Raw genomic sequence first — 24816 nt, forward strand, 5'->3', positions numbered from 1 at the left:
CACTGCGGACTGGGGCCGCGCAGCCAAGGAATGGCGCGAGGCGATGAATCAGTTCGCCGTGCTCTACGATGAACGCTTCACGAGGCACGCGCATGGCAGCCTGTGAGGGGCTGAGCCATGGGTCCATAGGCCAACCGGGGGGGCCTCCGGCGGCCTGGCAGGGGCCTGATAGATCAACAGCCAGAAACCAGTTCACCAACCGCCTCACACACAGAAATACTGACAGCCCCGCGGCGTGGCGGCTCCCGAGTCGGCCAACAACGCCGGCGCGCAGACCTCCTTCATCCCGCTGCTGACGCTGGGCATCCCGCCCAATGCCGTGATGGCGCTGATGGTGGGCGCGATGACCATCCACAACATCCAGCCGGGTCCGCAGGTCATGACCAGCAACCCCGCGCTGTTCTGGGGCCTGATCGCCTCGATGTGGATCGGCAACGCGATGCTCATCATCCTAAACCTGCCGCTCATCGGCATGTGGATCAAGCTGCTGACCGTGCCCTACCGCTGGCTGTTCCCGTCCATCGTGCTGTTCTGCGCGATCGGCGTGTACTCCACCAACAACAACACGTTCGACGTGTGGCTGGTGGGCGCCTTCGGCGTGATCGGCTACATCTTCCACAAGCTCGGCACCGAACCGGCGCCGCTGCTGCTGGGCTTCATCCTGGGCCCGATGATGGAGGAGAACCTGCGCCGCGCCCTGCTGCTGTCGCGCGGCGAATGGTCGGTGTTCGTGACCCGTCCGATCTCCGCCACCCTGCTGGGCGCCGCTGTCCTGCTGCTCGTGATCGTGCTGCTGCCGGCCGTGAAGAGCAAGCGCGAGGAAGCCTTCGTCGAGGATTGATGCATCCTTGCGGGACGGCCGGCCGTCCCGCGACGAACGAGACGGGCCCTGCGGGCCCGTTTTTCCTGGGGTGACCGAAAAAGCCCGGCTCCCTGCGCAGGAGCGTCGGCTTGCCGATAATCGGCAGGACCTGGCCGCGGGCCAGGTGCGTTCCGGACCGACCCTTGTCTTCTGCTTCTTCCTCCACCCTGTCCCCGCGCACTGCGGCCCGCCCGCTGGCAGCCGGCGGCATGCTGCTGGCCCTGCTTGGCTCGGTCACGTTCGCCGGCAAGGCCATCATCGTCAAGCTGGCCTTCCGCCACGGCGTGGACGCGGTCACGCTGATCATGTTGCGCATGCTGTTCGCGCTGCCGCTCTTCGCCGCGATGGCATGGTGGGCCGGGCGCGGCAGACCCCCGCTCGGCAGGCGCGACTGGGCCGGCGTGGTCTGGCTCGGCGCCACCGGCTACTACCTCGCGAGCTTCCTCGACTTCGCCGGCCTGGCCTATATCAGCGCCAGCCTGGAGCGGCTGATCCTGTATCTCAACCCGACGCTGGTGTTCGCGCTGGGCTGGGTCCTGTACCGCCGCCGCATCGCCCGCGCGCAGGCGGTCGGCATGGCCATCAGCTACCTCGGCGTGGTGCTGGTCTTCGGCCTGGAGGTGCACCGGCAGGGCGCGGATGCCGCCTGGGGCGCGTTGCTGGTATTCGCCAGCACGGTGAGCTATACCTTCTACCTCGTCCACAGCGGCGAGATGGTGCGCAAGCTCGGCGCCATCCGGCTCGTGGGCCTGGCCACGTCGGTGGCCTGCGTCCTGTGCATCGTGCAGTTCCTGCTGCTGCGGCCGCTGTCGGCCGCGCTGGAGGTGGCGGCGCCGGTGGTCTGGCTGTCGGTGCTCAATGCCACGCTGTGCACCGCCGCGCCGGTGGTCATGGTGATGATGGCGGTCGAGCGCATCGGCGCCGGGCCCACGGCGCAGATCGGCATGATCGGGCCGCTGGTCACCATCCTGCTGGGCGTGCTCATCCTCGGCGAGCCGCTGACGGCCTGGATCATCGCCGGCACGGTACTCGTCGTCGCCGGCATCCTGGTCTTCACGCGCGGCGCGCGGGTGGCGGCCCCGCCGATCGATTGAAGACCAGCCGCGCTTTCTTTCACACACACACTCCACCGGAGGCGAGGACATGGATTTCGGAATCGCAGGGCGCTGGGCGCTCGTCGGCGGCGCCAGCAAGGGGCTCGGCTACGGCTGCGCGCTCGCGCTGGTGCGCGAGGGCGTCAGCGTGGCCATCGTGGCCCGCAGCGCGCAGCCGCTGGAAGAGGCCGCGGCCCGGCTGCGGCAGGAGGCCGCGCACGGCGCGCAGGTGCTGCCGTTGGCGGCCGACATCACCACGGAGGAAGGCCGCGCGCGGGTCTTTGCGGCCCGCCAGGACTTCGACATCGTGGTCACCAACGCCGGCGGCCCGCCGCCCGGCGACTTCCGCGACTGGGACCGTGCGGCCTGGATCAAGGCCCTGGACGCCAACATGCTCACACCCATCGAGTTGATCCGCGCCACGGTCGACGGCATGGCCGCGCGCGGCTTCGGCCGCATCGTCAACATCACCTCCAGCGCGGTGAAGGCGCCGATCGAGGTCCTGGGCCTGTCCAACGGCGCGCGCAGCGGGCTGACCGGCTTCGTGGCCGGCGTGGCGCGCAACCCCGATCTGGTGTCGCGCAACGTGACCATCAACAACCTGCTGCCGGGCCGCTTCGAGACCGATCGCCTGCGCGCCGGCTGGAAGGCCGCGGCCGGCAAGACCGGCCGCGACGCGGCCGAGTTGCGCGCCGCGCAGGAGGCGCAGATCCCGGCCAGGCGCTTTGGCACGCCGGAGGAGTTCGGCGCGATCTGCGCCTTCCTGGCAAGCGTGCATGCCGGCTACATCACCGGCCAGAACATCCTGGCCGACGGCGGCATCTACCCAGGGACGTACTGAAGCCCCCGGCACCGGGCCGCGCCCGAAGGAGACCCACATGAGCAAAGCCGTCCGCATCGACCGCCACGGCGGCCCCGAGGAACTCAGGATCGTCGACGTGCAGGTCGGCGCGCCCGGCCCGGGCGAGATCCGCATCCGCCACCATGCGATCGGGCTGAACTTCATCGACGTCTACCAGCGCAGCGGCCTGTATCCGTTTCCGATGCCGCTCACGCTCGGCATGGAAGGCGCCGGCGTGGTCGAGGCGGTGGGCGAGGGCGTCACCCACCTGGCGGCCGGCGACCGCGCCGCCTATGCCAGCCATCCGCCCGGCAGCTACAGCGAGGTGCGCGTGCTGCCGGCCAGGACGGTCGTGCGGCTGCCCGATGCCATCCCGTTGGAGACCGGTGCGGCGATGATGCTCAAGGGCCTGACCGCGCAGTACCTGCTGAAGCATTCGCGTCCGGTCGAAGGGCTGCAAGCCGGCGACTACGTGCTGTTCCACGCGGCTGCGGGCGGCGTGGGCCTGATCGCCACGCAGTGGGCCAAGGCGCTGGGCCTGCGGCTGATCGCCACCGCGGGCTCCGACGAGAAGACCGCGCTGGCGAAGGCCAACGGCGCGGCGCACGCCATCAACTACCGCACGGAGAACTTCGCCGAACGCGTGAGGGAGATCACCGGCGGGCAGGGCGTGAAGGTGGTCTACGACTCGGTCGGCAAGGACACCTTCGAGGGCTCGCTCGACAGCCTGCGGCCGTTCGGCCTGCTGGTCAGCTTCGGCAGCGCGTCGGGGCCGGTGCCGCCGTTCCCGCCGTCGGCGCTGGCCAGGAATTCGCTCTACGTCACGCGGCAGACGCTGTTCTCGCACATCACCACGCGCGAGCGCACCCAGGCCATGGCGGACGACCTGTTCGAGGCCGTGACCAGCGGCAAGGTGAAGATCCGCATCGACCAGCGCTATGCGCTCGACGACGTGCAGCAGGCGCATCGCGACCTGGAAGCGCGCAAGACCACGGGCAGCACCATCCTGACCTTGGCATGAGCGCCGCCCGGCCGTACGAAGGCGCTGCTGGCTGCATAGGGAGTATAGGTCTCTAGGCCGTGTGGAATGTGCGTTGGCGGATGCCATGCCGGGGAGTATCAGGCCGCCAGGAAGCCGCGCAAGGCGCCCAGCACCGCATCCGGCGCCTCGGCCATCAGCGCATGGCCGGCCTCCAGCTCCACCACCTGCGCGCCCGCGATGCGCGCGGCCAGTGCCCGTCCGGCGTGCGGCGGCGTCATCTGGTCGCGCCGGCCCAGCACGGCGAGCGTGGGGCAGGTGACGGCCGCTGCGGCCGCGGCCCCGCCCTGGTAGCCGTCGCAGGCGGTGAAGCCGGCATGGAAGGCGTTGGCCTCGCGGCGGCCGGCCAGCACCCGGCGCATCAGCGCCCGCGTGCTGCCAGGCAGCCAGAGGCCGGCGGCGACCGCGCCAGCCGGCGGCGCGAGGGTGGAATGCGACAGCGCGGCCACCAGGTCGATGGCGCGCTGCGGCGTGCGCAGGGCGCTCTCCAGCAGCGCCGGTGCCACCGGCATCGGCCAGGCGGTGGCGACCAGCGCCAGGTGCGTCACCCGCCGCGGCGCGTCGGCCGCGGCCTGCAGCGCGATCAGCGACCCGAGGCTGTGGCCGACGAGCGCGGCGCGCTCCACGCCGGCCGCGTCGAGCAGCGCGACGGCGAAGCGGGCCGCGTCCTCCACGCTCGCGGGCGGCGCGCCGGCGCTCTTCGCATGGCCCGGCAGGTCGGGCGCGAGCACGTTCCAGCCGTGGTGGGCGAACCAGCGCGTCTGCAGGCCCCAGACGCTGTGGTCGCCCAGCACGCCGTGCAGGAACACGGCCGTGGGCTGGCCGGCCACGGACGGACGGCCTCCGGTGTAGACGAAGCTGCGCTGGCCGAGGACGTCGATTTCCATGGTCAGCTCCCTGCCTTTTCGGCTGCCTTCAGCGCGCGCTTCAGGTCGTCGATCAGGTCGGCCGGGTCTTCCAGCCCGATGGACAGGCGGATCGTGCCCTGCGCGATGCCGGCACCGGCCAGCGCCTCGTCGCTCATGCGGAAGTGCGTGGTGCTGGCCGGGTGGATCACCAGGCTGCGGCAGTCGCCCACGTTGGCCAAGTGGCTGAACACGCGCAGCGCCTCGACGAACGCCCGGCCCTGCGCCCGGCTGCCGCGGACGTCGAAGCTGAACACCGCGCCCGCACCGCGCGCGCCGCCGCGCAGCAGGCGCTCGGCCAGCGCATGGCTCGGGTGGCTGTCCAGCAGCGGATGGCCGACGCGCCCGACCAGCGGATGCGCGGCCAGGAATTCGACCACCTTTTCGGTGTTGCCCACGTGCCGCTCCATGCGCAGCGGCAGCGTCTCGATGCCCTGGAGGATCAGCCAGGCGGTGTGCGGGCTCATGCAGGCGCCGAAGTCGCGCAGGCCCTCGCGGCGGGCGCGCAGCAGGAAGGCGCCGACGGTCGATTCCTCGCTGAACACCATGCCGTGGAAGCCGTCGTAGGGCGCGGTCAGTTCGGCGAAGCGGCCCGCGGCCTCCCAGCCGAAGCCGCCGCCGTCCACCACGATGCCGCCGACGACGGTGCCATGGCCGCTCAGGAACTTGGTGGCCGAGTGGCAGACCAGGTCCGCGCCCAGGTCGAACGGCCTGACCAGATAGGGCGTGGTCAGCGTCGAGTCGACCAGCAGCGGCACGCCGGCGGCGTGGGCGATCTCGGCCACGGTCGGGATGTCGAGCACGTCGAGCCCCGGGTTGCCGACCGTCTCGCCGAACAGCAGCCTGGTCTCCGGCCGGATCGCGGCGCGCCAGCCGTCGATGTCGCCGGGGTGCACGAAAGTGGTGGCGATGCCGAAGCGCCGCAGCGTGTGGTGCAGCAGGTTGTGCGAGCCGCCGTAGAGCGCGGTCGAGGCGACGATGTGGCTGCCGGCGCCGGCCAGCGTAGCCACGGCCAGGTGCAGCGCCGCCTGGCCGCTGGCGGTGGCGATCGCGCCGATGCCGCCTTCGAGCGCGGCCACGCGCTGCTCCAGCACGGCGTTGGTCGGGTTGGAGATGCGCGAATAGACGTGGCCGCTGCGCTCCAGGTTGAACAGCGACGCGGCCTGCTCGCTGGATTCGAAGACGAACGAGGTCGTCAGGTGGATCGGCACGGCGCGCGCGCCGGTGGCCGGGTCGGGCGCGGCGCCGGCATGCAGCGCCAGGGTGTCGAAGCCGGGGGCGGAATAGCCGGGCATGCGATGGGTCTCCTTGGTGGGCATCGGTCCATCATAGGAGGCGCCGCACCCGCCGTGCCGGCCGTCGCCGGCTCAACTGTGGCAGACCAGCCCGTCCTGCAGCTGCGTGCTCTCGAAGCTCAGGTCGCCCACGCGGCGCTGCCGCGCCTCGGCCCAGGCGCCGCTACTGCGCCAGTAGCGCACCACGCGGTCGAGCAGTTCGGCCGACTGCGGATCGGCGCGGCGCAGCAGCACCTGCGCCGGCGCTCCGCTGGCAGCCACGCTGCCGTCGAGCGCGCGGTAGAAGCGCCATTCGGGCTGCTGGCGCAGGCGCGCCAGCACGGCCGGGTCTTCGACCAGCGCCTGGCATTCGCCGGCCATGAAGGCCGAGATCGCATGGATGGCCGACGGGTAGATGCGCGGCTCGGCCGCCAGGTCGCCGCGCAGGCTGCCGGCGTACGGGCTGCCTTGCGCGGCGCAGACGGCGCGCCGGTGCAGGTCGGCCGCGCGCTGCAGGGCGCTCTCGTTGCGCAGCACCAGCAGCTGGCCGGCGCTGTACACGTAGGGCGTGGCCACCGGCTGCGCGCCAGCGGGCAGTGCGGCCTGGGCGTCGGCGCCGGCGATCACGATGTCCAGCAGCGTGTCCGGCGGCTGGTAGGCATGGGTGCGGGCATCGGCTTCCAGGTTGACCAGCGTGACCGGCAGGCCCAGCCGCAGGCCGATGAAGCGGGCCAGATCGGCATCGAAGCGGTCGGGTTCCGACGGCGCCGGGCTGCCGGGCGGGGCCGGGCGCGGGTAGGCGCGCACGCCCACGCGCAAGCTGCCGCGTTCGCGGGCCGCGGCCAGTACCGGGCCGACGGGCAGGCTGCGCCAGGCCGGCTCGGGCTGCAGCCGGCCCAGCCATTCCTGGGCTTCGAGTGGCAGCAGTTCCTGTGCTTCGGGGTAGCGCACGGCGGCGAACGCGCCGGCGGCCAGCAGGCCGGCAGCGGCCAGGGCCGCGGCGCTCCAGCGCAGCCAGGTGGAGCGGCGTCGGTCAGCCATTCAAGGTCAGGCCCTTGCGCCAGCGGGTCAGGCGGCGCTCCACCAGCGCGAGCAGGTAGTTCAGCAGCAGGCCCAGCAGCGCCAGCAGCAGGATGCCGGCATACATCGTCGGAATCTGGAACACCTCCTGCGAGTTCAGCGTGAGAAAACCCAGCCCCGAATGCGCGCCGATCATCTCGGCGGCCACCAGCGCGGTGATGCAGTAGGTGCCGGCCAGCCGCACGCCGGTGAAGATGGACGGCGAGGCCGCCGGCAGCACGACCTTGGCGAACACGAACAGGTTGGACGCGCCCATGGACCGCGCCGAATGCACCAGCAGCTGGTCCACGCCCTTGACACCGCCGATGGTGTTGAGCAGCACCGGCCAGAACGAGGCCCAGAAGATGATCGCGACCTTCGACGTTTCGCCGATGCCGAAGAACAGGATGAACACCGGGAACAGCGCCAGCGCCGAGGTCTGGCGGAACAGTTGGAGGATCGGGTCCACCACCGTCTCGAAGCGCGAGAACCAGCCCATCAGCAGGCCCAGCACCACGCCGGACACGATGGCCAGCAGCAATCCGTAGAGCGAGCGCTGCAGGCTGGCGAACACGTGCCTGGCCAGGCTGCCGTCGCGCGCCAGGTCGGCGATGGCGGCGACCACGTGGCTCGGCGGGCTCAGGTAGGCGGTGCTGACCACGCCGAGGCGGGGCAGGGCTTCCCAGAGCAGCAGGAAGGCGGCGACGCCGGCCAGGCCCAGGCCGTGGTCGCGCAGGCGGCGCAGCCAGGCGGCCCGGCTGCGGCGCGGGTGCAGGCCGGCGCGCACGGAGGCGGGCGGTTGCACGGCGCTCACTGGATAACCTCCGCGCTGCGCGCTGCGGTGCGAGCGCCTTCGGGCGGCCGGGCGGCGCTCATGCTACGGTCTCCGCCGCAGGCGCGGCCACCCGGGCGCCGCGCCCCGCCGGGTGCAGCAGCTCCACCTCGTCCTTGAGCACGTCCCAGGCGCGCTGGCGCAGCCGCACGAAGGCCTCGCTGTTGCGCAGCTCCGGCAGGCGCGGGCGCGGAAGGTCGATCTCGATGATCTCCTTCAACGTGCCGGGCCGCTTGGTCATGACGGCCACGCGGTCGGACAGGAAGATCGCCTCGTCCAGGCCGTGGGTGATGAAGACGATGGTCTTGCGGTACTGCTCCCAGATGCGCAGCAGCTCGACCTGCAGGATCTCGCGGGTCTGCGCGTCGAGCGCGGCGAAGGGCTCGTCCATCAGCAGCACCTCGGGCCGGTAGGCCAGCGCGCGGGCAATGGCCACGCGCTGCTTCATGCCGCCGGAGATCTCGTGCGGATAGCGGCTGGCGAAAGCCTCCAGCCCGACCAGCGCGAGGAATTCGCGCGCGGTGCGGGTGCGCTCGGCCCGGTGCACGCGGCGGATCTCTAGGCCTACTTCCACGTTCTGCAGCACGGTGCGCCACGGGAAGAGGGCGTAGCCCTGGAACACCACGCCCTGGTGCGGGTTGATGCCCGCGAGCGGACGGCCGTCGAAGTCGATGGTGCCGCCGCTGCGCTCGGTGAGCCCTGCCAGGATGCTCAGGAAGGTGGATTTGCCGCAGCCCGAGGGGCCGAGGATGGAGATGAACTCGCCGTCGCGCACGTCGAGGTCGAAGTCGCGCAGCACGGTCAGCTCGCCGGGCTGGCCCTGCTCGTCGCGCACGGTGTAGTCCTTGCGCACGCCGCGGGCGGAAATCTTGGCCGTCATGCCCGCGCGCCTCAGGCCTTGGCGGGTGCCGGCCGGGCGTGGGGGTTGAACTCGTTGGTGTAGACGTCCTTGACCGCCACCTTGCCCGGCGGCAGCTTGCCCTCGCGCTCCAGCACGTCGATGTAGTACTGGATCGGCGGCTCGGTGATGACCAGGTCCTCGACGTAGGCGTAGCGGTCGACGAATTCGAGCTGGAGCTTGATGCGGTCGGAGATCAGCTTGCGCGCGTCCTCCGGGTTCGCGTTCACCCAGTTGCCGGCCTTGGCAATGGCGGTGACCACGTCGCGCACCGCCTCGGGATGCTCGCGGATGAACCTGCCGTGGGCGCTGTACGGCGCCATGCCGCCCAGGCCGCCGTCGAGGTCGTAGTCGCTCCACAGGCGGGTGAGTTCCTGCGCATGGTCGGCACGGCCGGAGAAGGGCGCGTGGATGATGGCCAGGTCGGTGTTGCGGGTGACCAGGGTCTGCTCGGCCTGCTCGTCGGGGATCACGACAAAGTTGACCTTCTTCACGTCCACGCCGTGCTGGCGCAGCCAGGTCTTGGTGACGAACTCGGCGCAGGCGCCGAAGCTGTTGAAGCCGATGGTCTTGCCTTCGAGGTCCTTGGGCTGGCTGATGCCGGAGTCCTTGCGCACGAAGTACTTCATGTGCGGCGCTTCCTGCAGCGTCTTGCCGCCGGCGGCCACCACCTTGAGGTCGGCGCCCGCGGCCAGGGCCGAGATCACCAGCGGCACCATGCGCGAGCCGAAGTCAATCTCGCCGGTGCCCACCAGCGGGATCACCTGGGGCGCCGCGACCTTGCCGATGTAGTTCGGCCGGGTGTTCGTGCCTTCGAAATAGCCGAGCTGGTCGGCCAGGTAGACCAGGTCGAAGCTCGGGTTGTCGGGGTACTTGAACTGCACCTTGTCGCCCACGGCCCGCACCACGGCCGGGCCGGCCGGCGAGGCGGCGGAAGCGGCCTTCTCCTCGCGGGAGCATCCCGCCAGCCAGAGGCCGGAGCCGGTGGCTGCCAGGGTGGCGAGGGTCTTGAGCGCCAAGCGGCGGCGCGGTTGCGGTGTGGACGTCATGGTTGTCGGAGGAATGGACGCGGGCCGGGGCGGGCAGGGCCGCCGCCGGGAAAGCCGGAAATTGTAGAAGCCGGCCCCGGGCTGCGGCAACGACGAAAACGGAGCATCGATATGCCGGCCGGCGCGGACGGGCGCGGCATGTTGCGAGGGCCCCGGGCGCTGGCCGATAATCCTCAGCCCACCCCCGTCTCACAAGGCCTCACCATGAAAGTCAGCGACATCCTCCGCGTCAAGGGCGGCACGCTCTACACCGTCACGCCGGACGAGCCGGTGGCCAAGGCGGTCGATATCATGGCCGAGAAGGACATCGGCTCCCTGGTCGTCATCGACCACGGCGACCTGGTGGGGGTGCTGACCTTCCGCGAAGTCATCCAGGCCATCGTGCGCAACGGCGGCTCGGTCGGCACGACGCTGGTGCGCACCGTGATGGACGGCGCGCCGCTCACCTGCACGCTGGAGACCGAACTCGACGAGGTGCGCCGCATGATGCTCGACCGCCATGCGCGCTACATGCCGGTCATGGACCGCCGCATGCTCATGGGCGTCATCAGCCTCTACGACGTGGCCAAGACCGTGGTGGACAGCCAGAACTTCGAGAACCAGATGCTCAAGGCCTACATCCGCGACTGGCCGGCCGAGGAAAACACGGCGAACTAGGGGTATGGGCCCACAGCGGGCTTTGTGCGCCCGCTGTAGCTGGTCAGGGCTGGGGGTATACGTACGCGGCTGCGGTAGCGCGAGTCGCTTGGCCGGCGAGGGATAATCGCCCCCCATGAGCGGCAACACCCTAGGTACCCTTTTTACCGTCACCAACTTCGGCGAGTCCCACGGCCCGGCCATCGGCTGTGTCATCGACGGCTGCCCCCCGGGGCTCGCCCTCTCCGAAGCCGACATCCAGGCCGACCTGGACCGCCGCCGCCCCGGCACCAGCCGCCACGTCACCCAGCGCGCCGAGCCAGACCAGGTCGAGATCCTCTCGGGCGTCTACGAAGGCCGTACCACCGGCACGCCGATCGCGCTGCTCATCCGCAACACCGACCAGCGCAGCAAGGACTACTCGGCCATCGCCGACAGCTTCCGCCCCGGCCATGCCGACTATGCCTGCTGGCACAAGTACGGCCTGCGCGACCCGCGCGGCGGCGGCCGCTCGTCGGCGCGGCTGACGGCGCCCACGGTGGCCGCCGGCGCGGTCGCCAGGCAGTGGCTGGCCGAGCGCCACGGCACCGTGGTGCGCGGCTGCATGACCCAGGTCGGCGAGGTCGCGATCCCGTTCGAGTCATGGGAGCACGTGCCGCACAACCCGTTCTTCGCGCCGGTGGCCGACGTGTCGGCGCTGGAGGACTACATGGATGCGCTGCGCAAGGCGGGCGACTCCTGCGGTGCGCGCCTGCGCGTGGTGGCCAGCCACGTGCCCGTGGGCCTCGGCGAGCCGCTCTACGACAAGCTCGATGCCGACATCGCCCATGTGATGATGGGCCTGAACGCGGTCAAGGCGGTGGAGATCGGCGCCGGCTTCGCGAGCGTGGCGCAGCGCGGCACGGTGCACGGCGACGCGCTCACGCCGCAGGGCTTCGCATCGAACAACGCCGGCGGCATCGTCGGCGGCATCAGCACCGGGCAGGACATCGAGGTGTCGATCGGCATCAAGCCGACGAGTTCGATCATCAGCCCGCGCCAGTCGATCGACACCGCCGGCCGCCCGGTCGAGGTGGTGACCAAGGGCCGCCACGACCCCTGCGTGGGCATCCGCGCCACGCCGATCGCCGAGGCGCTGCTCGCGCTCGTGCTGATCGACCATGCGCTGCGGCACCGGGCGCAGTGCGGCGACGTGGTGGCGGCGGTGCCGCCGATCGCGGCGTCGGCCGGCTGAGCGGGCGGGGCCGGACGAAGAAAAGGGCTGGCGTCGACCGGCCCTTTTCCTTTTGCCTTGGCGCTTGCCGTGGCCGCGCGGCCGCCTACTTGCGCACCTCGTCCACGAAGGTCTTGAACGCGTCGATGTCCTCGAAGCTGCGGTACACGCTCGCGAAGCGCACGTAGGCTACCTTGTCGAGCTTGCGCAGCTCGCGCATCACGAACTCGCCGAGGCGGCCCGTGGGCAGTTCGCGCAGGCCCAGGGCGAGCAGCTTCTCCTCGATGCGCTCGATGGCGCTGTCGACCTGCTCGGTGCTGACCGGGCGCTTGCGCAGCGCCAGGTTCATCGAGGCGCGCAGCTTCTCGCGCTTGTATTCGACGCGGCGGCCGTCCTTCTTGACCAGCGCGGGGAAGGTCAGGTCGGGCCGCTCGTAGGTGGTGAAGCGCTTGTCGCAGGCGCCGCACTGGCGGCGCCTGCGGATGAAGTCGGCCTCTTCCGAGACCCGCGTCTCGACGACCTGGGTCTCCAGATGGCCGCAGAACGGGCACTTCATGGCCGGAAGCGGGGCCTGCTTACTTGTAGACCGGGAAGCGCGAGGTCAGGGCCTCGACCTTGGCGCGCACGGCCTCGATGCTGGCCGCATCGCGCGGGTTGTCGAGCACGTCGGCCAGCAGGTTGGCCGTGGTGCGCGTTTCCTCTTCCCTGAAGCCGCGGGTCGTGATGGCCGGCGTGCCCACGCGGATGCCGCTGGTCACGAACGGCTTCTCGGGGTCGTTGGGGATGGCGTTCTTGTTGATCGTGATGTGGGCCTGGCCCAGCACGGCCTCGGCCTCCTTGCCGGTGATGCCCTTGGCGCGCAGGTCCACCAGCATGACGTGGCTTTCGGTGCGGCCGCTGACGATGCGCAGGCCGCGCGCGGCGAGCGTCTCGGCGAAGACCACGGCGTTCTTCACGACCTGCTGCTGGTACGCCTTGAACTCGGGCGCAGCCGCTTCCTTGAAGGCCACGGCCTTGGCGGCGATCACGTGCTCCAGCGGGCCGCCCTGGAGGCCGGGGAAGATGGCGGAGTTGATCGCCTTCTCGTGCTCTGCCTTCGTCAGGATGATGCCGCCGCGCGGGCCGCGCAGGCTCTTGTGCGTGGTGGAGGTGACCACGTCGGCGTGGGGAACCGGGTTCGGATACTGGCCTGCGACCACGAGGCCGGCGTAGTGGGCGATGTCCACCCAGAAGATGGCGCCGACCTCCTTGGCGATCTTCGCGAAGCGCTCGAAGTCGATGCGCAGGCTGTAGGCCGAGGCACCGGCGATGATGAGCTTGGGGCGGCTTTCGCGGGCCTTGCGCTCGACGTCGTCGTAGTCGATCTCTTCCTGGGCGTTGAGGCCGTAGGAGACGATGTTGAACCACTTGCCGCTCAGGTTCAGGGGCATGCCATGCGTGAGGTGGCCGCCTTCGGCCAGGCTCATGCCGAGGATGGTGTCGCCGGGCTTCAAAAAGGCCAGCAGCACGGCCTGGTTGGCCTGCGAGCCGGAATTGGGCTGCACGTTGGCCGCGTCGGCGCCGAACAGGGCCTTCACGCGGTCGATGGCGAGCTGTTCGACCACGTCGACGTACTCGCAGCCGCCGTAGTAGCGCTTGCCCGGGTAGCCTTCGGCGTACTTGTTGGTGAGCTGCGAGCCCTGGGCGGCCATGACGGCCGGCGAGGCGTAGTTCTCGCTGGCGATCAGTTCGATGTGCTGTTCCTGGCGGCGGTTCTCGGCCTGGATGGCGGCCCAGACTTCGGGGTCGGCCTGCTCGACGAGGATGTTGCGGTGGTACATGGATGGCAGTCCTGAAGAAATCTTCCCTTGACGTCAAGCAAGGGCTGCCCAGGCGAACGGCGGAACGCAGCGGAAGACCGGTGCGGCACGCTTCCCAGTGGTTGAGCGGAGGTGTCTTCTCCGGGGATTCCACGTCAGCGGCGGCACCGCGCTGAGGGTGCCGCGCCTATCGCCAGTCGCGTGCGGCCGTAAGTGTACCAGCGGGGCGCAGCGCCCCGGGATTCAGGAGGTCGCCGCCAGCGAGGCGATCTCCTCCGGCGCGGCTGCGGCCGGGCTGCCGGCGGGCGCCGTGGGGGTGTTGGCGATCACGGGGATCGGCTGCGGGGCGATCGGGCGCTCCAGCGCCGGCGGGATCACCGGCACGTTGCGGCCGGCGGCGACCTGGCGCAGGCGTTCGTGCTCGGCCATGACCTTGCCGGCGTAGCCGCCGTCGTCCTCCAGGTTGCCGGCGCCCACGTAGAAGCGCAGGCCGCCTTGCAGCGAGCCGGCGCGGGCGATGCATTCCTGCAGCACCTTCACGCCCACGCGCAGGTTGGTCACCGGGTCGAACGCGGCCAGATGGCCGCCGAAGTTGCGGTACTTGTCGGTGTGCACCGTGGTCATGACCTGCATCAGGCCCTGGGCGCCCACGGGGCTCTGCGCGAACGGGTTGAAGCCCGACTCGATGGCGACGATGGCGAGGATCAGCGTCGGGTCGAGCTTGGTGCGCCCGCCGATCTCATAGGCCTCGGTGACGAGCGCGCTCAGCGGCTCGGGCGCGACGCGGTACTTGCGGCTGAGCCAGTAGGCCACGGCCGCCTGCTGGCGCGGCAGGTTCTTGGGGTTGGCCGCGGTGGCGCGGTCGATCGCGCCCGGCTCGATCGGCATGCCGACGACGGCGACCTGGCGGGCCTGGAGCCAGCCGCGCAGGTGCTCCTCGCCGAGCTGGCGCAGGTCGGGGCGGGCGGCGAGGGTGATGCCGGCAAACGCGACAGCCAGCCCCAGGAGGGCGAAGCTGTTGTGGGTGATCACGAAGAAGCCTTCGGCGACGTCGGACAGACAAGTCCGCAAACCTCGGGCCAACTTGCCTGACGCTGTCATAGCTCTCCTTTCTACGCGGGGACGGCAGTCACCCGGCACGGCAACCCTTCATGGGGTGGCATGCAACGGGGTACGGACGTGCCTCGTTTGGATTGGTAACGCCATCAAGTTCGTGCGACGCCATCGGGTGAAGGATGGGGTGGCGTCTGAGGCACAGAACTGACTTAGCCGATAACGGCAGCGGGTTCGGTGGCGTCCCGGAAGGGTCGAATTCGGGACTGGCGGATTTTAGAGGCCGTCAAAATATCGAGTCAATACTTAAGAAGCCGATCGATGGATTTATTGGTTATTACAAATGCTGTATGGAAACGCAGATCGAGCATGCCGGGCCACATCGGAATCCGTCCTTTTTTCCAGCGTCAATGGCGAGCGCCGTGCCCATTTGAAAATGCCATTGGCCGGGCCTGGCAACCGGCGGTAACGTAGGAGTGCCTGAGTGATTCAGGCATCCGGCCCCGCAAGGACTGGCCCGCATGCTCGCACAGGCCGGCATGCCACCGGGACGGTCTCCAGGGGCAAACCGATGGAAGCAATAACTTGCTTCCTGCTCGGCGCGGACGGTTGAACTCCGTGCCTTGCAAAGATGGCAAAAGGCCGTTGTGCCCGCCGTCAAGCCCGGAAACGGTTCGCCGCTTCCGGGCTTTCCGTTTGTGGCGTGGCTGCTGGCTTATCCTCCAGCCGCACATACGCTCGAACGAGACCATGCCCAACAGCGCGCCGTCCCCAGTTCCGTTCTCCCCGCACTGGACCGTAGGCCGTCGGCGGTGGCTGCGCCGCGCGGCCTGGACGCTCGGCGCCATCGTGCTGCTCTGGGCCCTGGGCTGGCTGGCCGTGCCGCCGTTGCTGCGCATCCAGGGCGAGCGCATCGCCAGCCGCGAACTGGGCCGCGCGGTCACCATCGGCGCCGTCGATTTCCGCCCGTGGAGCCTGGAACTCACGCTGCGCGACGTGGCCGTCGCCGCGGCCGGCGGCCAGGGCGCGCCCCAGGTGGAGGTGGGGCGTATCTATATAGATGCGGCACTCCAGTCCCTGGCGCGGCTGGCGCCGGTGATCGATGCCGTCACGGTGGACCGGCCGGTGCTGCGCATCGCGCAGACGGCGCCCGGCCATTTCGACTTCGACGACGTCCTTGCCAAGCTGCGTGAGAAGTCGTCCGGGTCCGACGGTCCTCCGCCGCGCTTCGCTCTCTACAACATCGCTGTTCACGGCGGGCAGGTCGACGTGGACGACCGCGCCGTCGGCAGAGTGCACCGCTGGCGCGGCGTGGAACTGGGCGTGCCCTTCGTCAGCAGCCTGGATTCGCAGCGCGAGGTGACGGTCAGGCCCCGGCTGGCGTTCTCGCTCAACGGCACGGCCTTCGACAGCGCGGCCGAGACCACACCGTTCGCCGACAGCCGCCGCTCCGACGCCACGCTGCGCCTGGCCGGCCTGGACCTGTCGCCCTTTCTTGGCTACCTGCCGGCGGACCTGCCGGTGAAGGTGCAATCGGGCCGGCTCGATGCGGACCTGCGCGTTGCCTTCGAGCAGGCCGCCGACGGCCCGCGCCTGGCCGTCAGTGGCACGGCCGCGCTGCACGGATTGCGCGTGGCTCAGGCGGCGGACGGCGCGCCGCTGCTGTCGTTCGACCACCTCGCGCTGCGCGTGGCCGAACTGCGGCCGCTGGCGCGGGTGCTGCATGTGACGTCGGTCGAACTGTCCAGGCCGGTGCTGACCGTGCGGCGCGACGCCGGCGGCCGCGTCAACCTGGACATGGCGCCGCAGCGGCCTGATATACCCCCAGGGGACAAGGACGCTGGCGGGCAGGACAAGGGCGTTGAAGGGGCATACCCCTGGAGCATCGCCATCGACCGCATCGGCGTGCGCGGTGCCGAGGTGGCCTGGCGCGACGACGCCGTGCCCGGCGGCGCCGAGGCCGCGCTGCACGACCTGGCGCTCGACGCCCAGACCGTGGTGCTGCCGTTCGCCCAGCCGCTGCAGTTCGCGGCCAGCGCCGGCGTCGGGACCGGTGCCCGCATCGTGCTGCGCGGCGAGGCCGCCGACCGCATCGCCACGGCCGCCGTCTCGGTGCGGTCGCTGCCGCTGGCGATCGCCGCGCCGTACCTGGCCCGGCAGCTCGCGCCCCGGCGCGACGGCTCGCTTGATGCCGACCTCGGCATCGGCCGCAACGGCGACGCCATCGCCGTGCAGGTCGCGCGGCTCCAGGTGGACGATGCCCGCCTTGGCTGCGGCGCGGCCAAGGCGCCGTGCACGGCTGCGCTGAAGCAGCTGCGCGTCGAAGACGCGGCCATCGACCTGGCCCGCCGCCACGTCGTGGTCGGCAAGCTGGCGCTGGCCGCGCCCAGGCTCCAGGTCCGCCGCGACGCCGACGGGCGCTGGATGGCCGAGCGCTGGCTGGTCCGGCCGGCGGCCGCCGGCGGCGCTGCCGCCACGGTGCGGACGCCCGCCGGCACGCCCTGGGCGGTGCGCCTGGGCGATGTGGCCCTGGACGGCGGCGCACTGTCCTTCCGCGATGCGTCGCGCAGCGGTCCGGTGGCCGTCGACATCAGCGCGCTGCAGCTGCGCCTGCGCGACCTGTCGCCGCTGGGTGCCCGGGCCGGCGCCAGGCCGTCGCCGCTCACGGTATCGGCCCGCATCGCGGAGACCGGCCGCGGGCGCGTCGAGCCGGGCCGCCTGACCTTCGACGGCACGCTGGCGCTCGATCCGCTGGTCGCGCAGGGCCGCCTCACGGCCGAGCGGCTGCCGGTGCAGGCGTTCGAACCGTACTTCGGCGACGCACTCAACGTGCAGATCCGCCGGGCGGAGGCCGGCTTCAAGGGTACGGTGCGCTATGCGGCCGCGCCGGCCGGACCGCAGGTGGAGGCCGCGGGCGACGCCGCGCTCGACGAAGTGCGGGTGCGCAGTGCGCCCACCGCCGAGGCCGCCCAGGCCACTGGCACGGGGCCGTGGCCCAGGCCGAATCGGGCCGTGGCGAGGATCTGCTGCAGTGGAAGTCGCTCGGCCTGCGCGGCCTGCGGCTGGCGCTGGCCCCCGGCCGGGCCACGCAGGTGGAGGTCCGCGAGACCGCGCTGTCGGACTTCTTCGCCCGCCTCGTGGTGCAGGAGAACGGGCGCATCAACCTCCAGAACCTGGTCAAGTCCTCGGCCCGGACGCCGGCGGGGCAGGGAGCGGCGTCCACGCCGCCGCCGGCCGCGGCCGGCCCGTCGCCGAGGATCCGCTTCGGCCCGGTCACCGTCGCCAACGGCCGGGTCAACTTCTCCGACCGCTTCATCCAGCCCAACTACTCGGCCGACCTGACCGCACTGAGCGGCACGCTCGACTCCTTCTCTTCCGAGACAGCCGCCGGCCAGCCGCCGCAGATGGCGGCGCTGGAACTGCGTGGCCGTGCCGAGGGCACTGCCTCGCTCGAAGTGACCGGCCGCCTGAACCCGCTGGCCCAGCCGCTGGCGCTCGACATCGTCGGCAAGGTGCGCGACCTGGAACTGCCGCCGCTGTCGCCCTATACGGTCAAGTACGCCGGCCACGGCATCGAACGCGGCAAGCTCAGCATGGACGTGGCCTACCAGGTCGAGCCCGACGGCCGGCTCACCGCGCGCAACCGGCTGGTGCTCAACCAGCTGAAGTTCGGCGACGAGGTGGCTGGCGCGCCGGCCAGCCTGCCGGTGCGCCTGGCCACAGCGCTGCTGGCCGACCGCAACGGCGTGATCGACGTGGACCTGCCGATCAGCGGCTCGCTCAACGACCCGCAGTTCAGCATTGCCGCAGTGGTCTTCAAGGCGCTGGGCAACCTGATCGTCAAGGCGGTGACCGCACCGTTCTCGCTGCTGGCCAGCGCCATCGGCGGCGGCGACAGCGACGGTCGCGGCGGCGACGTCGCCTTCGCGCCGGGACGCGCCACGCTTGACGCGGCGGCGAAGGAGCAGCTCGACAAGGTGGCCTGGGCCCTGGCCGACCGGCCAGCGCTGCGGCTCACCGTCATCGGCCTGGCCAGCCCCGGAGCCGAGCGCGACGGCTGGAAACGCGCCCGGCTCGACGCCCTGGTCCAGGCCGAAAAACGCCGCGCCGCCCGCAGCGGCGGCGCCCGGGCCGCCGACGAGGTCGCGCCCTTCACCGCGGCGGAATATCCGGCGCTGCTCAAGGAGGCCTATGGCCGCGCCGACATCAGGAAGCCGCGCAACGCCGTCGGTTGGCCCAAGGACCTGCCGGTGCCCGAGATGGAGGCGCTGCTGCTGGCCGACATCGCCGTGCCCGAGGCCGCCATGCGCGAACTGGCCGTGGCCCGCGGCGTGGCCGTGCGCGATTACCTCGCCGGGCGGCAGCTGCCGGCCTCGCGCCTGTTCCTGGGCGCGCCGCGGGCCGACGTGCCGGCCGAAGGCGGCTGGAAGCCGCATGCCGAACTGAACCTCGAAGCCTCCTGACCGCGTCGCAAGCGGGCCTGAGCGTCGCGCTCGGGTACCTCCGCCGCGGACCGGGCCAAACCCGGTGAAAATAGCCCCTTTGCCTGCCCCGCCGCCGCCCGGCCGGCTCCACTTTCAGCCAAGAACACACCAGATGTCCGATACGCCCGATCACCAACCGTCGTCGTCCAAAGCCGCAGACGCGCACCCGCTCGACGCCCTGACCGGCGGCGCGTTCTCGGCAGCCACCTCCGGCGAGCGCGCCGCCCGCATCCGCGACTGGCTGGCGACCAACCCCACGCCCGAACAGCTCCAGGAAGTGTTCAGGGACCTGAGCCACCGCGACAAGGGTGCCGCCCGCCCGGTGCGCGAGCGCCTCGACGAACTCAAGCGCGCCCGCGGCCAGGAAGCCATCGCCGCCGAATGGGCCGCCCGCGCCCAGGCCCTGCTCGACGCGCCCAAGCTCAACATCGCCGACGCCCTGGCCTGGCAGCGCGACGCCGCCCGCGCCGGCGCGCCGCTGTCGCGCGAGCCGCTGTCGGCATTGAAGACCCGGCTGGCCGACCGCGTGAAGGTCATCGAGGACCTGCAGCACCGCGTGCAGGTCCAGCGCGAGGCCGCCGTGCTGCTGGCCCAGCGCATCGAGGTGCTCTCCACCAAGCCCTGGCGCGACGCCCAGGCCGCGCTGGAGCAGCTGCGCGCCGACGTGCAGCGCTGGCAGGACCAGGCCGCCGAGATCACCGGCGACGCTCACTGGGCCAGCGTCGAGGCGCGCTTCCCGCCACTGCTCGACGCCTCGCGCGGCCAGCTGCTGGTCGTCTGGGACGCCTTCCAGCTCGCCATTGGCCAAGCCGCCGCCGCGGCCGAGGATGCCGCCGCCCCGCTGCCGGCCGTGCCCGTCTGGGCCGACGAGATCACTGTCGCCCGGGGCGGCGCGCCGGCTGCGGCCGCGGTCGACGCCGCAGCAGCCGCAGGGGCCGAAGGCGCCGCCGCCCGGCCGGCCCGCGGCCCGCGCGCGCCGGTCGACCCGGCTGTGCGCGAGAAGGCCGTCGCCGCCGTGCGCGAGGCGCTCGCCAGGCTCGAACAGGAAACCGCCGAAGGCCACGGCAAGGCCAGCGCCGGTGCGGCCGCCGCGCTGCGCGCCGTGCTCAAGGACCACGGCCGCCACATCGACGACGCGCTGGAGCACCAGGTGCACACCGCGCTGGTTGCCGCCGGCGAACTCGAAGGCTGGCAGCGCTGGAGCGCCGACAAGGTCCGCGAGGATCTGATCGCCAAGGCCGAGGCCCTGCTCAACCGCCCCGAGGACCAGTCGCTCGGCGGCCGCAAGATGCAGGAAAGCCTGCGCGCCCTGCGCGAGCAGTGGAAGAAGGTCGACCAGGGCGGCGCCACACCCAACCACGCGTTGTGGAAACGCTTCGACGAAGCCTGCAACCAGGCCCACAAGGTCGTCGAGGCCTGGCTCGACAAGATCAAGAGCGAGACGGCCGAGCACAAGGCCCGGCGCGTCGCGCTGATCGACGAGGTGCGTGCCTGGGCCGCGGCCCAGGCCGGCTCGACCGACTGGAAGGGCATTCACCGGGCGCTGCAGCAGTTCGGCAGCCGCTGGCGCGAAGGCGGCCACGTCGGCGAGAAGATCTTCGCCGACCTGCAGCAGCAGTGGAAGCAGGTGATCGGCGAAGCCGCCGCGCCGCTCGAAGCCGCGCAGAAGGTCAGTCTGGAGCGCCGGCAGGCGCTGATCGCCGAAGCCGAAGCCATCGGTGCGGCGCCCGCCCTGCGCATCGACGCGGTCAAGAACCTCCAGCAGCGCTGGCAGGCCGAGGCCCAGTCGGTGCCGCTGGACCGCCGCCAGGAGCAGAAGCTCTGGGACGCCTTCCGCAAGCCGATCGACGACGCCTTCAACCGCAAGACCGCCGAGCGCGAGAAGACGGTCGGCGAGATCAGCGCGCGCGACCGCGCCGTGCTCGACGCCTCCAGGGCGCTCGAAGCCGCCAACGCCACCGGCGACGCCCAGCAGATCCGCGTGGCCGTGGCCGCGCTCGAAGCCGCGCTGCGCGGCCAGGCCGTGGGCGCGCCCGCAGCGCCGGCCGGCGATGCCTTCGCCCGTGCGGCCGAGCAGGCTGCCGCCGCCGAGTTCAGCGAGAGCGGCGAGCCCGCCGGCACGCCGGCGGAGGACCAGCCCGCGCCGCTGCCGGCGCCGGCCGCCGCACCCGGCGCCGACCTGGTCGCGCCGGACGGCGGCGCCGACGCATCGGCCACGGCCGATACCGGCTCCCGCGCTGCGGACGCTGCGCTCGAGGCCGCTGCGCCCGCGCCGGTTGCGGCCAGGCGCGTGGTCGCCGTGCGCGGCGACGACCGCCCGGGCAGCAGGAAGGACGCGCAGGCCGCGCCCGCGCGCGGCGGCAAGTTCGGCGACCGCCGCGGCGGCGGCCCGAACGACCGCGGCGGCCGCTTCGGGGACCGTCCGCCGCGCGAGGACCGCGGCCCGCGCCTGGGCGACGCCGCCTTCCGCGCCCAGCGCGATGCGCTCGAGCATGCCCAGTCCGCCCTGCGCAAGCTCGCGGCCCAGGCCCATGGCGAGGCGCTGACGCAGCTGCTCGGCGCGTGGGAACACCGCAACGCCGAGGAGGTGCCGGGCGCGCAGGACCTCGGCGGCCGCGTGGCCCCGGCCGTGCGCGCGTCGTGGACACAGGCGCTGTCCCGCGCTCCCGAGGGCGAGGCCGGCGAAGCCCTGCTGCGCCTGGAAATCGCGGCCGAGGTTCCCACGCCGGCCGAGCAGGTCGGCGCGCGCCGCGCGCTGCAGCTCCAGCTGCTGACCCGCCGCAACGACCCGCAGCCGGCCGAGACCTGGGGCCAGGACACGGCCCGCGTGCTGGCCAGCCCGAGCAGCGCAGGTCAGGCGCGACGACTCCAGGCGGCCCTCAAGGTGCTGCTCAGGAAATGACGGCGGCGACCGGGGCCGGCCTTGCCATCCGCTCGTTCGCCGACGCGGACGAGTCTGCCGTCATCGCGCTGTGGCATGCCTGCGGGCTGGTGCGGCCGTGGAACGATCCGCAGCGCGACATCGCCCGCAAGCGCACGGTGCAGCCGGAGCTGTTCCTCGTCGCCACGCTCGACGGCGCGGTGGTCGGCAGTGCGATGACCGGCTACGACGGCCACCGCGGCTGGGTCTACTACCTGGCCGTGGCGCCCGAGCGGCAGGGCCTGGCCATCGGCCGGCGCCTCATGGCCGAGGCCGAGCGCCTACTGCTGGCGCTGGGCTGCCCCAAGATCAACGTGCAGGTGCGCGGCACCAACCTGGGCGTGATCGCGTTTTACGACAAGCTCGGCTTCGCGCCCGATGGCGCAACCGGCCTGGGCAAGCGGCTGATTCCCGATGATTGAACGTCGTGCCGCGCGGCATGCCTGCTGCCGGTCGCCACGATCTTCGGTTATGGTGCGCACTGCTGCCTTGTCCAATCCGCATCCTCAACAGGAGATTCGCGCATGTTTTCCTTCATCGGCACGATCATCGTCGGTTTCATCGTGGGCCTGATCGCACGGGCCATCAAGCCCGGCGACGACAAACTCGGCTGGATCTGGACCATCTTGCTGGGCATTGCCGGCTCGCTGCTGGCCGGCTACGTGGGACAGGCGGCCGGCTGGTACGCCGCGGGCCAGCCGGCAGGCTGGATCGCCTCGGTGGTCGGCGCCATCGTGCTGCTGTTCATCGTGCAGGTGGTGCGCAAGAAGTAGTCCCGGCTGATGCCAGGCCGGGGGTATGTGCATGAGGCGCTTGAATACAGTGCGCATCAGATGCATACCCCTTAAATATCTTGGAGTCCGGCCAGTGCGCAGTGCCGGTCAGTAACGCGCTGGCTGGCATTCCTTTGGTACACCTACGCCGGGCCGTGCCAAGGAAAAAGGGAACGTGTTCAACACGTTCCCTTTTTAACCTGACTGGCGTTGCCCCGGGCGCTGCTTCGTTGTGGCTCCTCGACCTGGGCTCGAACCAGGGACCTACGGATTAACAGTCCGGCGCTCTACCGACTGAGCTATCGAGGAACAAGCCTTCAATTATATACACGGAATAAACGCGGTCCGATGCGGCCGGCGGCTTTTTCGTTCACGAAGCCAGGGCGGCCTGCAGCTGTGCAGCCGCCGCTTCCGGGTCGTCCGCCGCCACCAGCGCGCGGACCACGGCGATCGAGCCGACGCCCGTGGCCTTGATCTCGGAGAAGCGCGGCAGGTCGATGCCGCCGATGGCTACCAGCGGGTAGTGCGACAGCAGCCGCGCATACGCCGCGAGCCGGCCTACGCCCTGCGGCGCGGTGGGCATGCGCTTGAGCGTCGTCGGGAAGACCGCGCCCAGCGCGACGTAGCTCGGCGCCACCGCATCGGCCCGCAGCATCTCGGCATAGCCGTGCGTGCTCACGCCCAGCCGCACGCCGCTGGCGCGCAGCACGGCCAGTTCGGTCGGCGTGAGCGCGTCCAGGTCTTCCTGGCCGAGGTGCACGCCCCAGGCGCCGGCTGCGATGGCAGTGCGCCAGTGGTCGTTGATGAAGAGCTGCGCGCCGGTGCCGGCGACGGCTGCGATCGCGGCCTCGACTTCGCGCTTCACGGCTTCGGCATCGTCCGACTTGAAGCGCAACTGCACGGTCGGCACGCCGGCGCGGGCCATGCGGCCGACCCAGGCTGCGTCCGGCAGCACGGCATAGAGGCCGAGCGACTGCGGGCAGGCCGGGAAGCCGTCGGTGCGCAGGGTCGCCGGATCGCGCAGGCCGAAGTCCTGCGGCGCATCGGGCCAGGCCGCGGGGTCGAAGCGGCCGGTGCGCTCGCTGCGGCGCTGCCAGGCCCGGGCCAGCACTTCGGCGTCGATCGGGATGAAGCCCAGGGCGCTGCAGGCCTGCAGTGCGGCGCGGTAGACCGGCGCGTCGGACTGCGCTGGCGGTGCGGGCAACAGTTCCCAGCCGCTGCCGAAGCGGCCGCTGTGTGCTTCGACGATGGCTGCGGCCAGCTCGCCAATGTCCGGATCAGTCATGGTCGTGGTGCCAGAAAGGGGTGCCGAGCACCGGCGTGCTGGGCTGGGCGCTGCCCTGCGCCGCCATGGCGCCGGCACGGAAGGCCGCACGGCCGGCGGCCACGGCGTCGGCGAATGCGCCAGCCATGGCCACGGCATCCTGGGCCAGGGCCACCGCGGTGTTGAGCAGCACGCCGTCGTAGCCCCATTCCATGACTTGGCAGGCATGCGACGGCAGGCCGAGCCCGGCATCGACCAGCAGGGGCACGTCGAGCCGCTCGCGCAGCATCTGCAGCGCATACGGGTTGACCGGCCCGCGGCCGGTGCCGATGGGCGCGGCCCAGGGCATCACGGCCTGGCAGCCCACATCGACCAGGCGCTGGCAGAGCACGAGGTCCTCGGTGCAGTAGGGCAGCACCTGGAAGCCGTCGTTGACCAGCAGCCGTGCGGCCTCGACCAGGTTGAGCGTGTCGGGCTGCAGGGTGTAGTCGTCGCCGATGAGTTCGAGCTTGATCCAGGGCGTGTCGAACACTTCGCGCGCCATCTGCGCAGTGGCGACCGCTTCCTGGATGCCGTGGCAGCCAGCGGTGTTGGGCAGCACGGGCACGCCGAGCTTTCTCAGCAGCTCCCAGAAGCCGCTGCCCGATTCGGCCGGGTTGCTGCCCTGGCGGCGCAGCGATGCGGTCAGCATGGCCGGCCGGGCGCGCCGCACCGCGGCTTCGAGTACGGCCGGGGAGGCATAGCGCGCGGTGCCGAGCAGCAGCCGGCTCTGGAAGGTTTGCCCATAGAGGACGAGGGGGTCGGTGGATGCGGTACTCATG

The 24816-nt window shown here is 71.4% G+C and carries 20 protein-coding genes, 1 tRNA gene, 2 pseudogenes and 1 riboswitch; of the genes and pseudogenes, 11 read left to right on the plus strand and 12 right to left on the minus strand.

Going from position 1 to position 24816, the window contains the following annotated elements:
- Positions 1 to 229: 229 nt before the first annotated feature.
- The 4 genes and pseudogenes from GAK38_RS10835 to GAK38_RS10850 form a co-directional block, all read left to right on the plus strand.
- Positions 230 to 841: pseudogene (locus GAK38_RS10835) on the plus strand (tripartite tricarboxylate transporter permease); the annotation flags it as partial.
- 230 nt (positions 842 to 1071) lie between these two features.
- Positions 1072 to 1956 (plus strand): DMT family transporter, encoded by an 885-nt coding sequence (locus tag GAK38_RS10840; RefSeq protein WP_325344097.1) that lies wholly within the window; start codon positions 1072 to 1074, stop codon positions 1954 to 1956.
- Between the two features lie 49 nt (positions 1957 to 2005).
- Complete coding sequence (locus GAK38_RS10845; RefSeq protein ID WP_325343988.1) at positions 2006 to 2797, plus strand: SDR family oxidoreductase; 792 nt, start codon at positions 2006 to 2008, stop codon at positions 2795 to 2797.
- Positions 2798 to 2834: 37 nt separating this feature from the next.
- Positions 2835 to 3818, plus strand: coding sequence for a quinone oxidoreductase family protein (locus GAK38_RS10850; RefSeq protein ID WP_325343990.1), 984 nt, complete (start codon positions 2835 to 2837; stop codon positions 3816 to 3818).
- A 98-nt stretch (positions 3819 to 3916) separates the two neighbouring features.
- On the opposite strand, the gene GAK38_RS10855 is transcribed toward GAK38_RS10850, so the two are convergent.
- From GAK38_RS10855 to GAK38_RS10880, 6 genes are all read right to left on the minus strand, one after another.
- On the minus strand, positions 3917 to 4723 hold the full coding sequence (locus GAK38_RS10855; RefSeq protein ID WP_325343992.1) for an alpha/beta fold hydrolase: 807 nt from the start codon (positions 4721 to 4723) through the stop codon (positions 3917 to 3919).
- A gap of 2 nt (positions 4724 to 4725) precedes the next feature.
- Positions 4726 to 6036 carry an O-acetylhomoserine aminocarboxypropyltransferase gene (locus GAK38_RS10860; protein WP_325343994.1) on the minus strand — a complete coding sequence of 437 codons (1311 nt, stop codon included), beginning with the start codon at positions 6034 to 6036 and terminating at the stop codon, positions 4726 to 4728.
- A gap of 72 nt (positions 6037 to 6108) precedes the next feature.
- Positions 6109 to 7056, minus strand: coding sequence for a substrate-binding periplasmic protein (locus GAK38_RS10865; RefSeq protein WP_325343996.1), 948 nt, complete (start codon positions 7054 to 7056; stop codon positions 6109 to 6111).
- Positions 7049 to 7888, minus strand: coding sequence for an ABC transporter permease (locus GAK38_RS10870; RefSeq protein WP_443089195.1), 840 nt, complete (start codon positions 7886 to 7888; stop codon positions 7049 to 7051). Before GAK38_RS10870 ends, GAK38_RS10865 begins: the two co-directional genes overlap by 8 nt.
- 58 nt (positions 7889 to 7946) lie before the next feature.
- Positions 7947 to 8786 carry an ABC transporter ATP-binding protein gene (locus GAK38_RS10875; protein ID WP_325343999.1) on the minus strand — a complete coding sequence of 280 codons (840 nt, stop codon included), beginning with the start codon at positions 8784 to 8786 and terminating at the stop codon, positions 7947 to 7949.
- A gap of 11 nt (positions 8787 to 8797) precedes the next feature.
- Positions 8798 to 9853, minus strand: coding sequence for an ABC transporter substrate-binding protein (locus GAK38_RS10880; RefSeq protein ID WP_325344001.1), 1056 nt, complete (start codon positions 9851 to 9853; stop codon positions 8798 to 8800).
- 204 nt (positions 9854 to 10057) lie between these two features.
- Here GAK38_RS10880 and GAK38_RS10885 point away from each other — a divergent pair, with 204 nt between their 5' ends.
- Positions 10058 to 10510 (plus strand): CBS domain-containing protein, encoded by a 453-nt coding sequence (locus tag GAK38_RS10885; RefSeq protein ID WP_325344003.1) that lies wholly within the window; start codon positions 10058 to 10060, stop codon positions 10508 to 10510.
- A gap of 115 nt (positions 10511 to 10625) precedes the next feature.
- Positions 10626 to 11723 (plus strand): chorismate synthase, encoded by a 1098-nt coding sequence (gene aroC / locus GAK38_RS10890; RefSeq protein ID WP_325344005.1) that lies wholly within the window; start codon positions 10626 to 10628, stop codon positions 11721 to 11723.
- Between the two features lie 85 nt (positions 11724 to 11808).
- On the opposite strand, the gene nrdR is transcribed toward aroC, so the two are convergent.
- The 3 genes from nrdR to GAK38_RS10905 form a co-directional block, all read right to left on the minus strand.
- The gene (nrdR, locus tag GAK38_RS10895) at positions 11809 to 12258 is read right to left on the minus strand and encodes a transcriptional regulator NrdR (protein WP_325344007.1); all 450 of its coding nucleotides are present in this window, start codon (positions 12256 to 12258) and stop codon (positions 11809 to 11811) included.
- Between the two features lie 19 nt (positions 12259 to 12277).
- Complete coding sequence (glyA, locus tag GAK38_RS10900) at positions 12278 to 13522, minus strand: serine hydroxymethyltransferase (protein ID WP_325344009.1); 1245 nt, start codon at positions 13520 to 13522, stop codon at positions 12278 to 12280.
- 39 nt (positions 13523 to 13561) lie between these two features.
- A riboswitch (ZMP/ZTP riboswitch) is annotated at positions 13562 to 13712 on the minus strand.
- 32 nt (positions 13713 to 13744) lie between these two features.
- Positions 13745 to 14602, minus strand: a complete 858-nt coding sequence (locus GAK38_RS10905) for a lytic transglycosylase domain-containing protein (protein ID WP_325344010.1) — start codon at positions 14600 to 14602, stop codon at positions 13745 to 13747.
- A gap of 702 nt (positions 14603 to 15304) precedes the next feature.
- On the opposite strand from GAK38_RS10905, the pseudogene GAK38_RS10910 reads away from it, so the two are divergent.
- From GAK38_RS10910 to GAK38_RS10930, 5 genes and pseudogenes are all read left to right on the plus strand, one after another.
- A pseudogene (locus tag GAK38_RS10910) lies at positions 15305 to 17437 on the plus strand (DUF748 domain-containing protein); the annotation flags it as partial.
- 107 nt (positions 17438 to 17544) lie between these two features.
- Entirely contained in the window at positions 17545 to 19017 is a 1473-nt protein-coding gene (locus GAK38_RS10915) for a DUF748 domain-containing protein (RefSeq protein ID WP_443089196.1), read from the plus strand.
- Positions 19018 to 19150: 133 nt separating this feature from the next.
- A complete protein-coding gene (locus tag GAK38_RS10920; protein WP_325344012.1) occupies positions 19151 to 21940 on the plus strand; it encodes a DUF349 domain-containing protein in 2790 nt (929 codons plus the stop codon).
- Positions 21937 to 22380 carry a GNAT family acetyltransferase gene (locus GAK38_RS10925; RefSeq protein ID WP_325344014.1) on the plus strand — a complete coding sequence of 148 codons (444 nt, stop codon included), beginning with the start codon at positions 21937 to 21939 and terminating at the stop codon, positions 22378 to 22380. Before GAK38_RS10920 ends, GAK38_RS10925 begins: the two co-directional genes overlap by 4 nt.
- A gap of 102 nt (positions 22381 to 22482) precedes the next feature.
- The gene (locus tag GAK38_RS10930) at positions 22483 to 22731 is read left to right on the plus strand and encodes a GlsB/YeaQ/YmgE family stress response membrane protein (protein ID WP_325344015.1); all 249 of its coding nucleotides are present in this window, start codon (positions 22483 to 22485) and stop codon (positions 22729 to 22731) included.
- A gap of 233 nt (positions 22732 to 22964) precedes the next feature.
- On the opposite strand, the gene GAK38_RS10935 is transcribed toward GAK38_RS10930, so the two are convergent.
- From GAK38_RS10935 to GAK38_RS10945, 3 genes are all read right to left on the minus strand, one after another.
- Positions 22965 to 23040: transfer RNA gene (locus GAK38_RS10935), tRNA-Asn, on the minus strand.
- Between the two features lie 61 nt (positions 23041 to 23101).
- Positions 23102 to 24016: a thiamine phosphate synthase gene (locus GAK38_RS10940; RefSeq protein WP_325344017.1), complete on the minus strand. Its 915-nt coding sequence runs from the start codon at positions 24014 to 24016 to the stop codon at positions 23102 to 23104.
- On the minus strand, positions 24009 to 24815 hold the full coding sequence (locus GAK38_RS10945) for a thiazole synthase (protein WP_325344019.1): 807 nt from the start codon (positions 24813 to 24815) through the stop codon (positions 24009 to 24011). The genes GAK38_RS10940 and GAK38_RS10945 overlap by 8 nt, the downstream gene beginning before the upstream one ends.
- Between the last annotated feature and the right edge of the window lies 1 nt (position 24816).

Origin of the sequence: Xylophilus sp. (assembly GCA_009914555.1) — a bacterium.
Taxonomy (GTDB): Bacteria; Pseudomonadota; Gammaproteobacteria; order Burkholderiales; family Burkholderiaceae_C; genus WNDY01.

What these genes read in the sequence shown, in the direction of transcription:
- GAK38_RS10845 (WP_325343988.1), top strand. Translation starts at nt 2,006, where the DNA reads ATGGATTTCGGAATCGCAGGGCGCTGGGCGCTCGTCGGCGGCGCCAGC.
- GAK38_RS10920 (WP_325344012.1), top strand. Translation starts at nt 19,151, where the DNA reads ATGTCCGATACGCCCGATCACCAACCGTCGTCGTCCAAAGCCGCAGAC.
- GAK38_RS10850 (WP_325343990.1), top strand. Translation starts at nt 2,835, where the DNA reads ATGAGCAAAGCCGTCCGCATCGACCGCCACGGCGGCCCCGAGGAACTC.
- glyA (WP_325344009.1), bottom strand. Translation starts at nt 13,522, where the DNA reads ATGTACCACCGCAACATCCTCGTCGAGCAGGCCGACCCCGAAGTCTGG.
- GAK38_RS10865 (WP_325343996.1), bottom strand. Translation starts at nt 7,056, where the DNA reads ATGGCTGACCGACGCCGCTCCACCTGGCTGCGCTGGAGCGCCGCGGCC.
- GAK38_RS10860 (WP_325343994.1), bottom strand. Translation starts at nt 6,036, where the DNA reads ATGCCCGGCTATTCCGCCCCCGGCTTCGACACCCTGGCGCTGCATGCC.
- GAK38_RS10885 (WP_325344003.1), top strand. Translation starts at nt 10,058, where the DNA reads ATGAAAGTCAGCGACATCCTCCGCGTCAAGGGCGGCACGCTCTACACC.
- GAK38_RS10940 (WP_325344017.1), bottom strand. Translation starts at nt 24,016, where the DNA reads ATGACTGATCCGGACATTGGCGAGCTGGCCGCAGCCATCGTCGAAGCA.
- GAK38_RS10905 (WP_325344010.1), bottom strand. Translation starts at nt 14,602, where the DNA reads ATGACAGCGTCAGGCAAGTTGGCCCGAGGTTTGCGGACTTGTCTGTCC.
- GAK38_RS10930 (WP_325344015.1), top strand. Translation starts at nt 22,483, where the DNA reads ATGTTTTCCTTCATCGGCACGATCATCGTCGGTTTCATCGTGGGCCTG.
- GAK38_RS10840 (WP_325344097.1), top strand. Translation starts at nt 1,072, where the DNA reads ATGCTGCTGGCCCTGCTTGGCTCGGTCACGTTCGCCGGCAAGGCCATC.
- aroC (WP_325344005.1), top strand. Translation starts at nt 10,626, where the DNA reads ATGAGCGGCAACACCCTAGGTACCCTTTTTACCGTCACCAACTTCGGC.
- GAK38_RS10880 (WP_325344001.1), bottom strand. Translation starts at nt 9,853, where the DNA reads ATGACGTCCACACCGCAACCGCGCCGCCGCTTGGCGCTCAAGACCCTC.
- nrdR (WP_325344007.1), bottom strand. Translation starts at nt 12,258, where the DNA reads ATGAAGTGCCCGTTCTGCGGCCATCTGGAGACCCAGGTCGTCGAGACG.
- GAK38_RS10945 (WP_325344019.1), bottom strand. Translation starts at nt 24,815, where the DNA reads ATGAGTACCGCATCCACCGACCCCCTCGTCCTCTATGGGCAAACCTTC.
- GAK38_RS10925 (WP_325344014.1), top strand. Translation starts at nt 21,937, where the DNA reads ATGACGGCGGCGACCGGGGCCGGCCTTGCCATCCGCTCGTTCGCCGAC.
- GAK38_RS10855 (WP_325343992.1), bottom strand. Translation starts at nt 4,723, where the DNA reads ATGGAAATCGACGTCCTCGGCCAGCGCAGCTTCGTCTACACCGGAGGC.
- GAK38_RS10875 (WP_325343999.1), bottom strand. Translation starts at nt 8,786, where the DNA reads ATGACGGCCAAGATTTCCGCCCGCGGCGTGCGCAAGGACTACACCGTG.